The organism is Neisseria sp. GT4A_CT1, from assembly GCF_000227275.1.
Lineage (GTDB): Bacteria > Pseudomonadota > Gammaproteobacteria > Burkholderiales > Neisseriaceae > Neisseria.
In genome coordinates this window covers 28,758-39,177 of the sequence record NZ_JH164971.1, presented here as the reverse complement: position 1 = coordinate 39,177, position 10,420 = coordinate 28,758, and the positions used below count along the sequence as shown (strand labels likewise).

The 10,420-nt window shown below is 52.9% G+C and carries 7 protein-coding genes and 1 pseudogene; 6 read left to right on the top strand and 2 right to left on the bottom strand.

From position 1 onward, the window contains the following. Positions 1 to 566: 566 nt before the first annotated feature. Positions 567 to 2,592, bottom strand: a pseudogene (locus HMPREF1028_RS12025) (oligopeptide transporter, OPT family). Between the two features lie 895 nt (positions 2,593 to 3,487). On the opposite strand from HMPREF1028_RS12025, the gene minC reads away from it, so the two are divergent. From minC to HMPREF1028_RS12005, 4 genes are read left to right on the top strand one after another with little or no spacing between them, the layout of a single operon-like run. Continuing rightward, a complete protein-coding gene (gene minC / locus HMPREF1028_RS12020; protein WP_003762201.1) occupies positions 3,488 to 4,192 on the top strand; it encodes a septum site-determining protein MinC in 705 nt (234 codons plus the stop codon). Positions 4,193 to 4,222: 30 nt separating this feature from the next. Then, positions 4,223 to 5,038, top strand: coding sequence for a septum site-determining protein MinD (gene minD / locus HMPREF1028_RS12015; RefSeq protein ID WP_003762203.1), 816 nt, complete (start codon positions 4,223 to 4,225; stop codon positions 5,036 to 5,038). A 3-nt stretch (positions 5,039 to 5,041) separates the two neighbouring features. Next, positions 5,042 to 5,317, top strand: a complete 276-nt coding sequence (gene minE, locus HMPREF1028_RS12010; RefSeq protein ID WP_003765670.1) for a cell division topological specificity factor MinE — start codon at positions 5,042 to 5,044, stop codon at positions 5,315 to 5,317. A 3-nt stretch (positions 5,318 to 5,320) separates the two neighbouring features. Next, a complete protein-coding gene (locus HMPREF1028_RS12005; protein WP_003762207.1) occupies positions 5,321 to 6,241 on the top strand; it encodes a hydrogen peroxide-inducible genes activator in 921 nt (306 codons plus the stop codon). A gap of 303 nt (positions 6,242 to 6,544) precedes the next feature. Here the strand turns inward: HMPREF1028_RS12005 and tldD are convergent, their stop codons facing one another. Continuing rightward, positions 6,545 to 8,041 (bottom strand): metalloprotease TldD, encoded by a 1,497-nt coding sequence (gene tldD, locus HMPREF1028_RS12000; RefSeq protein ID WP_009313027.1) that lies wholly within the window; start codon positions 8,039 to 8,041, stop codon positions 6,545 to 6,547. Positions 8,042 to 8,771: 730 nt separating this feature from the next. Between tldD and HMPREF1028_RS11995 the strand changes: the two genes are divergently transcribed. Both HMPREF1028_RS11995 and HMPREF1028_RS11990 read left to right on the top strand, forming a co-directional pair. Beyond that, complete coding sequence (locus tag HMPREF1028_RS11995) at positions 8,772 to 10,145, top strand: Na+/H+ antiporter family protein (RefSeq protein ID WP_009313025.1); 1,374 nt, start codon at positions 8,772 to 8,774, stop codon at positions 10,143 to 10,145. Next, positions 10,146 to 10,373, top strand: a complete 228-nt coding sequence (locus tag HMPREF1028_RS11990; protein WP_003742919.1) for a SlyX family protein — start codon at positions 10,146 to 10,148, stop codon at positions 10,371 to 10,373. Positions 10,374 to 10,420: the final 47 nt, after the last annotated feature.

Sequence of the window (10,420 nt, the reverse complement as noted above, 5' to 3'; positions counted from 1 at the left end):
CCCCTGTCCGGCGGGGGAAGGTTAGGATGGGGGTGGTTCTATGGCTTTAGGTAAAATCAAATTCGTTTAACCCATAGAGCCACCCTCTCCCCAGCCCTCTCCCGCCAGACGGGAGAGGGGGCGGTTTTCGGATAAAAACGAGGTCGTCTGAAACTTTAAGATTCGGGTTTTAAAGAAACAAACCCGTTCATACCCGTTTTCAGACGACCCGTGTATTCAATCAATACAGATTTTGGATAACTCAAGTAGCGTGGGCTTTGCCACGAAATCCATCATTTAAGTAATCAAAATCAGACAATAGCCGAATGTGCTTTCATTTTGGCATTCATATCGCGGGCAAAGCCCACGCTACGGTTTGCTGCAACGGCAATCTGTTCCTTCCCCCGTCCGGCGGGGGAAGGTTAGGATGGAGGTGGCTTTGTGGATTTAGGTAAAATTAAATTCGTGTAGCCTGTAGCCCCCCTCCCCAGCCAGACGAGAGAGGTTGAAGACCGCAGATAAAAACAAGGTCGTCTGAAAACCTGAATCCCAAGTTTTCAGACGACCTCTTTATTTTCAAACCTGACTTACTTGACGCGTCCTGCTTTCAACACGCGTTGGGCGAAGAACACCATGCCTGTGATGAAAAATGCCAGTCCCAGCCATGATGCGGTGATTTCCCAGTTTTCTAGACCCAGCGCGAGCGGGGCGTCGGAGCCACCGTTGGTCACGGAGAAGGCGATGATGAATGCCATCACTACGCCGACCAGGCTTTCGCCGACAATCAAACCGGCGGAGAACAAGGTTCCGATACGCTCGGCGTTTTTCAGACGACCTTCACGGTTTTCCGCTTTCTTGCCGATGATGTGTTTCAACACCGCCGCCAACACTGCGCCGATCACGATGGGCATAGTGACGGACGGGGGCAGGTAGATGCCCATGCCGACTGCGAGGACAGGCAGTGCGCGTTTGCCGCCGGACGATTTTTTCAACACCAAATCGACGACGATCAACACCGCGCCGATCGCAATACCGGTGAAGATGTACGCCCATTCAAGGTTGCGGGCGAAGATACCCGACGCGATGGTCGTCATCAAAGTCGCTTGCGGAGCCGCCAAGGCCTGTGCCGCGTCCATGCCTTCGCGTGGCATGGCGCCGGTAAAGCCATAAGCTTCGTAGAGCAGTTCTAACACGGGCGAGATGACGAATGCACCGACGATACAGCCGATAATCAACGCAATCTGTTGTCTCCAAGGCGTTGCTTTGAGCAGGTAGCCGGTTTTCAAGTCTTGCAGGTTGTCGTTGGAAATCGAAGCCACGCAAATCACCGCCGAGCCGCAGAACAAGGTCAGAGCCAGCAAAAATTTGCGGTTGGCTTCATCCGCCATCAAGCTGCCGGATTCGCCCACGACCAACAACACCAGCGAAATGATGACGATGGAAACGATGCCCACGCCGGAAATCGGGCTGGAAGACGAGCCGACCAAACCCGCCATATAACCACAGGCGGCGGCAACCAAAAAGCCGATGATGGAAGCCAAAAGCGTGCAAACGACCACCAAAAGCCAAGCCATGCCGCCTGTAATGTGCGAATCGCCGATAAAGTGATAAAACGATACGCCCAGCACCAGCATCATGGACAATACCCAAAAAATCATAGCCTTAGGCGACAAATCCTGTTCTGTACGTTCCGCCGCAGGCGCACCGCCGCCGAAACTCTTGAATGACATTCTCAGACCTTCCAGTATCGGCTTGAGCAGCATCAAAAGCGTCCAAACCGCCGCGATACTGATGGTACCCGCGCCGATAAAGCGTACTTTTTCCTTCCACAGCTTCATCGCAAATGCCGCCATTTCCATATCGGCAGGTTGAGGAATGTGCGATGAAAAATACGGCACGGCAATGCCCCAAGCAATCGAAATACCCAGCAGGATGGCAATACCGCCCGTCAGACCGACCAGATAGCCCGCGCCCAACAATGCCAGCGAAAAGCCCATCGGCAGTTGGAAAATCGCCGTGCCGCTTTTGAACCAATAACTCGCGCTATCGGCAATCACGCGCAAACCGTTGGCACAAAAGCTCATAAAGCCCGCCAACGCGCCGCCTGCCGCCAGCTCTTTAATGCCGCTTCCGCCCTGACGGTCTTCCTCTTTCCTCGTGGCTGCCGACTTTCAAAATCTCCGCCGCCGCCACGCCTTCGGGATAAGGCAACTCGCTTTTCACCACCATCGCGTAACGCAGCGGAATGGTGAAAATCACCCCCAAAATCCCGCCCGCCATACACAACAGCGCAGTCTGCCAAAACGGAAAACCGCTCCAATAGCCTGCCATCAACAAACCGGGCAGAACAAAAATAATGCTCGAAAGCGTACCCGCCGCCGAAGCCTGCGTCTGCACCATATTGTTTTCCAAAATATTGCTGCCTTTGAAAAACTTCAAAACCGCCATCGAAATCACCGCAGCCGGAATCGACGAAGCAAAGGTCAGACCGACTTTCAAACCGAGATAAACGTTTGACGTGGTAAAGATCACGGTAATCAGCGCACCGAGTATCATGCCCCGAAGCGTCAGCTCGCGGTAATCCGCGTAAGGATCGTGAGTGGATTGTGTCATCGTGGATAGCCTTTCGGTTAAGAAAAAACGTACGGCAGGCTCGAACCGGCTGCCGAATCTGCCTTTATGGTGTTGCGGCGGCAAGGAAATGTCAAGTTAGACAAAGAATGTGCAAAGAAAGCGGAAAAGTATAGTGGATTAAAATTGCAATGATACGGCGTTGCCAACGCCCTTATGTACTACCCGTACACGGCGGGCGTTGCCGCCTTGTCTCATTTTTATTTTAATCCACTATAAAAGGTCGTCTGAAACCGGTGGCCGCATTTTCAGACGACCTTAGCGGCTCAAATCGCCTCACCCAACCCTGAAAAACCTCCAAATCCCACCATTTATAGTGGATTAATTTTAAATCAGGACAAGGCGATGAAGCCGCAGACAGTACAGATATAGTGGATTAAAATCACAATGATACGGCGTTGGCTCGCCTTGACGTACTACCTGTACGCCTTGCGGCTCGCTGTCTTGTCTCATTTTTATTTTAACCCACTATAGTACGGAACCGATTCACTTGGTGCTTCAGCACCTTAGAGAATCGTTCTCTTTGAGCTAAGGCGAGGCAACGCCGTACCGGTTTAAAGTGAATCCACTATATTCCTTCAATGACCGACCGTCCTTATATAAAAAAATCTGTTCATCCCATTGACGAATCGTCCAGATTCAGAGCCTGCTCCGGATTTCAGATGACCTGTTGTCGCTTTTACGCCACTTCAAACAACTTTAAAGATAACGTCATTTCATGACAAAACCTTGCAATCGGCTTGCAATCGCGTCCCAGTCGTAATTTCAACCCGATAGATACAGGAAATTTCACTTCAGACGGCCCAAACGGATTGAATAGCCAAGATTTACACGGTAAACTTATACAATTAAAAAATTTTATGATTTACTCACTATTATGAAACCCGCCTTCGACATAAAGTCAGCCCGGCTTGACGTGCTGGCTATTCACCTGCATACCGCAGACTTGACCGAACTGGAAGAATTTTTGCGCCAACGCGCCGGTCAATACCAAGAATTGGATGTCGTCCCCTTCGTTTTGGATGTGCAGGATTTTGACCATCCCGAGTCATTGGACATCGGTTCCATGATTTCCCTTTTCGCCCGTTACGGCATGCAGATTCTGGGGCTGCGCCACGAAAGCGAATATTGGGCATCCTTCGCAGCACGTTACCATTTGGTTTTCAGCCGTAGCGACAAATCCGAGCCGCAACAGCCCAAAATCAACCAAGAGCCCGCACCCGTTCAGGCAACGGTCATCAGCAACCCGACCGTCCTCATCAGCACCCCCGTCCGCACCGGACAACAGGTTTACGCGGAAAACGGCGACCTTATCGTGACCGGCATCGTCAGCCAAGGTGCGGAACTCATTGCCGACGGAAACATTCATATTTATGCGCCCATGCGCGGCAGGGCTCTGGCAGGCGCGAAAGGCAACACCAACGCGCGCATCTTCATCCACTCCATGCAGGCGGAACTGGTCTCCGTAGCGGGCATCTACCGCAATTTCGAACAAGACCTGCCCGACCACCTGCACAAAAAAGCCGTACAGGTTTCATTGCAAGACAACCGCCTGGTTATCAGCGCAATCGACACAGATTAACCATTCCAAGCATTTGATAAAGGAAACATCGTGACAAAAATCATCGTAGTAACTTCAGGCAAAGGCGGCGTAGGCAAAACCACGACCAGCGCCAGTATCGCAACCGGACTGGCTCTGCGCGGCCACAAAACAGCCGTCATCGACTTTGACGTCGGCTTGCGCAACCTCGACCTGATTATGGGTTGCGAACGACGCGTCGTTTACGACCTGGTTAACGTTATCCAAGGCGAAGCCACGCTCACCCAAGCTCTGATTAAAGACAAAAACTGCGAAAACCTCTTTATCCTGCCCGCATCGCAAACCCGCGACAAAGACGCGCTGACCCGTGAAGGCGTTGAGAAAGTCATGCAGGAATTGAGCAGTGACAAAATGGGATTCGAATACATCATCTGCGACTCCCCCGCCGGTATCGAACAAGGCGCATTGATGGCGCTCTACTTCGCCGACGAAGCCATCGTCACCACCAACCCCGAAGTATCCAGCGTCCGCGACTCCGACCGTATCTTGGGTATCCTGCAAAGCAAATCCCGCAAAGCCGAACAAGGCGGCACGGTCAAAGAACACCTGCTGATTACCCGCTACTCGCCTGAGCGCGTCAACAAAGGCGAAATGCTGTCCGTACAAGACATTTGCGACATCTTGCGCATCCCGCTTATCGGCGTCATTCCCGAATCGCAAAACGTCCTGCAAGCGTCCAATGCCGGCGAACCCGTCATCCACCAAGACAGCGCAACTGCCGCAGAAGCCTACAAAGACGTTATCGCGCGCCTCTTGGGTGAAAACCGTGAAATGCGTTTCCTCGAAGCCGAGAAAAAAGGCTTCTTCAAACGGCTGTTCGGAGGCTAAGTCATGTCATTAATGGATATGTTGTTCGGCAGAAAACCGAAAACCGCCGCCGTTGCACGCGACCGCCTGCAAATCATCATTGCCCAAGAGCGCGCGCAAGAAGGTCAAGCGCCCGATTACCTGCCGACCCTGCGCAAAGAATTGCTGGAAGTATTGTCCAAATACGTCAATGTTTCCCTGGACGACATCCGCATTTCCCAAGAAAAGCAGGACGGTATGGACGTTCTCGAATTGAACATCACCCTGCCTGAACAAAAAACGGAACAGAAAAAGGCTTAACACATGACCTTGACCGAATTGCGTTACATCGTAGCCGTCGCGCAGGAACGTCATTTCGGACGTGCCGCGCGCCGCTGCTTTGTCAGCCAGCCCACCCTTTCCATCGCCATCAAAAAGCTGGAAGAAGAGCTGTCGGTATCCCTGTTTGACCGCAGCAGCAACGACATCATCACCACCGAAGCGGGCGAGCGCATCGTTGCCCAAGCCCGCCGCGTGTTGGAAGAAGCCGAGCTGATCAAGCACCTTGCCAGCGAAGAGCAAAACGAATTGGAAGGCGCATTCAAACTCGGTCTGATTTTTACCGTCGCCCCTTACCTTCTGCCCAAGCTCATCATTTCCCTGCGCGAAACCGCGCCGAAAATGCCCCTGATGCTTGAAGAAAACTACACGCACATCCTAACCGAATCGCTCAAACGCGGCGACGTCGATGCCATCGTAGTCGCAGAACCCTTCCAAGAGCCGGGCATCGTCACCGAGCCGCTGTATGACGAGCCTTTTTTCGTCATCGTCCCCAAAGGACACCATTTCGAAGAACTCGATGCCGTTACGCCGCAGATGTTGAGCGAAGAGCAGGTCTTGTTGCTGACTGAAGGCAACTGTATGCGCGATCAGGTCTTATCAAGCTGCTCCGAGCTGGCCGCCAAGCAGAAAATCCAAGGCCTGACCAACACCCTGCAAGGCAGCTCCATCAACACCATCCGCCACATGGTTGCCAGCGGTCTCGCCATTAGCGTCATGCCTGCTACCGCGTTGACCGAAAACGACCATTTGCTGTTCAGCATCATCCCGTTTTCAGGCTCCGTACCGCACCGCCGCGTCGTTTTGGCATATCGTCGGAACTTCGTCCGCCCCAAAGCATTGACTGCTTTGCGGACTGCCATCCTCAATTCCCATCTTCACGGCGTTACTTTTGTCCAAGAGTAAAGCGCATTGAATACCGGGCATCGATGAAATCATGCCCAGGGCTTTCAATTGTGATGATATTCAACAAGCCGCCGATTTTTTCGGCGGCTTGTTTTTTGTGTCTCAGCAGATGGATAAGCCAGAAATCGTGTAGAACGTTCGATCAGATAAACTTGTGCTTTAATGCCTTAAAACATGGTTTCCTGCGAACTTGAGCAGGGTAAGGACTCAACAGTTTCCAATCGATAAGCCTACCATCTAATACGAAACGTCGTCTGAAAACCCTAAATACAGTTTTCAGACGACGTTTTATTTTTAATTGCCTTAAATCTCGCTACCGCCGACGGTCAGTCCCGAATCAATCCGCAGGGTCGGTTGTCCGACGCCGACAGGAACGCTCTGTCCGTCTTTGCCACACACGCCGACACCGCTGTCCAACGCGGTATCGTTGCCTATCATGGAAACATGTTTCAACACATCAGGGCCGTTGCCGATGATGGTTGCGCCTTTGACGGGATATTGCAGTTTGCCGCCCTCGACCCACCACGCTTCGGATGCGCTGAAGACAAATTTGCCGCTGGTGATGTCCACCTGTCCACCGCCGAAGTTGACGGCGTAAATGCCTTTGTCGATGGACGCGATGATTTCGTCGGGTTCGTAGCCGCCGTTTTCCATGAAGGTATTGGTCATGCGCGGCATAGGGGCGGAGGCGTAGCTTTCGCGGCGGCCGTTGCCGGTGGATTGCGTATCCATCAGGCGGGCGTTGGTTTCATCCTGCATATAGCCGACCAAGATGCCGTCCTCAATCAATACGGTGCGGCGTGTTTCGTTGCCTTCGTCGTCGATATTGAGCGAACCGCGTCTGTCGGCAATGTCGCCCTGATCAACGACGGTAACGCCTTTGGCGGCAACGCGCTCGCCGATTCTGCCTGAAAAGACACTGGTTTCTTTGCGGTTGAAATCGCCTTCCAAGCCGTGTCCGACGGCTTCATGCAGCAACACGCCCGGCCAGCCGTTGCCCAAGACAACGGTCATTTCGCCTGCGGGCGCAGGGCGGGATTCGAGATTAATCAGGGCTTGTTTGACGGCGGAATCGACAAACTGCCGCACCAAAGTTTCATCAAAATAAGCCAAGTCGTAGCGACCGCCGCCACCCGCACTGCCCTGTTCGCGCCGGTCGCCCTGTTTGGCGATGACGGTAACGTTCAGGCGCACCATCGGACGGATGTCGGCGGCGTGCCTGCCGTCGAGGCGGGCGATGTAAATCATGTCGTATTCGCAAGTCAGCCCCGCCATCACTTGCACAATGCGCGGATCGGCGGCTTTGGCAAGCGTTTCCACTTTGTTCAATAAGGCAACTTTGGCAGCGGAATCGAGACCGATAATAGGATTCAGCACCGCATGGACGGATTTGCCGTATGCGGCGGACGGCACTTTGACAGAAGCTTCGCCGCCTGCCGCGCCGATGACGCGGACAGCTTGGGCGGAACGGTTGATCGAATCGATACACAAACTGTCCGCATAGGCAAAAGCGGTTTTTTCGCCCGAAACAGCGCGCACGCCCACCCCCTGATCGATTTGGAAACTGCCTGATTTGACGATGCCCTCTTCCAAATGCCAGCTTTCAAAAGCAGTGCGCTGGCAGTAGATGTCGGCGTAATCGACGTGATGCGCGCCGATGATGCTCAGGCTTTTGGCGAGCAGCTCAGGGGAAAGGTGATTGGCTTCGAGCAAATCGCGCTGTACGGTAGCGTAAGTTGAGTGCATGGTTTTCAGACGACCTTCAAGGCTGGGGAAACTTGGGGCTTGATTATACGGCATTTATTCTCGTTCTAGTCGAATAGATAAAAAGCGCAATCAAGTTTCCGTACTGACCTGACAGGCGGCGGACTAAGCTGCATCATGCCTTACGGTTTTCTTGAGATTGAACCGGAACGCTTGGATTGCTTATGGCAGATTTCGCGGGCAAAGTCCACGCTACGGATTGCTTCAACGGTAACTTATCCCTTCCCCCGTCTGGCGGGGGAAGGTTAGGACGGGGTGGCTTTGCGAGTTTAAATAAAATCAAATTCGTTTGCCCCGTAGAACCACCCTCTCCCCAGTTCTCTCCCGCCGGACGGGAGAGGGAGCGGGTTGCAGGTAAAAACGAGGTCGTCTGAAAACTTGAAAGTCGAGTTTTCAGACGACCTTTTATTTAATCCACGCCAGTTTGTAGCATGGGCTTTGCCCACGAAATCTATCTTCTGACAATCTGAATTGGATGATCACGTTTTCACTCATATCGTGGGCAAAGCCCACGCTACGGATTGCTGCAACGGCAATTTGTCCCTTCCCCCGTCCAGCAGGGGAAGGTTAGGATGGGGGTGGTTCTATGGCTTTAGGCAAAATCAAATATGCTTAAGGTCGTCTGAATCGGCTGCCTGCACATTCCATCCTATTCATTTACATGAATAATCGGCTTGCCCTAGCCCGTTAAATCATGTTAGGTTATGATGTTTCTTTTTAATATGTGAACAGATGGTCTGAGGGTCGTCTGAAACGGAGAAAAGGCATGAATGCCGTAGTGGTTGCAGTAATCGTTATGCTCGTGTTGTCGCTATCGCGGGTACACGTCGTATTGAGCCTGACTGTCGGTGCGTTCGTTGGCGGACTGGTGGCGGGAATGCCGCTGGAAAACGTCGTGGATACGGCGGGCAATGTAACGAAGTCGGGGATTATTCCCGTGTTTAACGAAGGCTTGAAGGGCGGCGCGCGGATTTCTTTGTCTTATGCGATGCTCGGTGCGTTCGCGATGGCGATTACCTATTCGGGGCTGCCGCAGCAGCTTGCGGGCGGCATTATCCGCAAACTCAACAACAGTCAGGATGCCGCGAAAGGCGAAAGTTCGGTGAAATGGACGCTGTTGCTGATTATTTTGGCGATGGGCATCATGAGTCAAAACGTCGTGCCTATCCATATCGCGTTTATTCCGATGATTATTCCGCCGCTTTTGCTGGTGTTTAACCGTTTGAAAGTCGACCGCCGTCTGGTGGCGTGTGTAATTACGTTCGGTTTGGTGACGACTTATATGTTCCTGCCTTACGGCTTCGGCGCGATTTTCTTGAACGACATTCTCTTGGGCAACATCAAATCTGCGGGTATGGACGTAAAAGGCATCAGCGTCATGCATGCGATGGCGATTCCTGCGCTGGGTATGGTGGCGGGGCTGCTGGCGGCGTTTGTCCACTACCGCAAATCACGCATTTATCAAACCAATACCGTCGATACGGAAGACAACCGCGAAGCATCCGAACAGCCCCAGCCTTCGGCTTACCGCAGTCTGGTGGCGGCGGTGGCAATCGGCGTGTGCTTTGCGATTCAGTTGATGTATGAAGATTCGCTGGTGTTGGGCGCGATGCTGGGTTTTGCCGTCTTTATGATGCTCGGCGTGATGAACCGAGACGCTGCCAGTGATGTGTTCGGCGAAGGCATCAAAATGATGGCGATGGTCGGTTTCATCATGATTGCGGCGCAAGGCTTTGCGGCAGTCATGACCGCGACAGGCGAAATCAAACCGCTGGTCGAACACAGTATGCAACTTTTCGGCAGCAATAAAGGCATGGCGGCATTTGCCATGTTGTTTGTCGGATTGTTGGTCACCATGGGCATCGGCTCTTCTTTCTCTACTTTGCCGATCATTACCGCAATTTATGTGCCGCTGTGTATCAGCCTCGGCTTCTCGCCGCTGGCAACCGTCGCCATCGTCGGTACGGCGGGCGCATTGGGCGATGCCGGTTCGCCCGCGTCCGACTCGACGCTCGGCCCGACCATGGGTTTGAACGCCGACGGACAACACGACCACATCCGCGACTCCGTCATCCCAACCTTTATCCACTACAATATCCCGCTGATGATTGCCGGCTGGATTGCCGCGATGGTGCTGTAAATGAGCGAAATGGACGAATTGGAACACCGCATCACCGAGCTGGAAATCCAAACCGCGCTTCAGGAAGACTTAATCGGCAGCCTGAACGATACGGTGGCGAAAATGCAGCAGACGCTGGATTTACAGCAGGCGCAGTTAAGGCTGCTTTATCAGAAAATGCAGGACAAAGGCGCAAACGGAGAGCGCGAACCTTACAGCCTGCGTGATGAAATTCCGCCGCATTATTGAAGCGGAAATATGAAAGAAGGTCGTCTGAAAAATGGTTTTCAGACGAC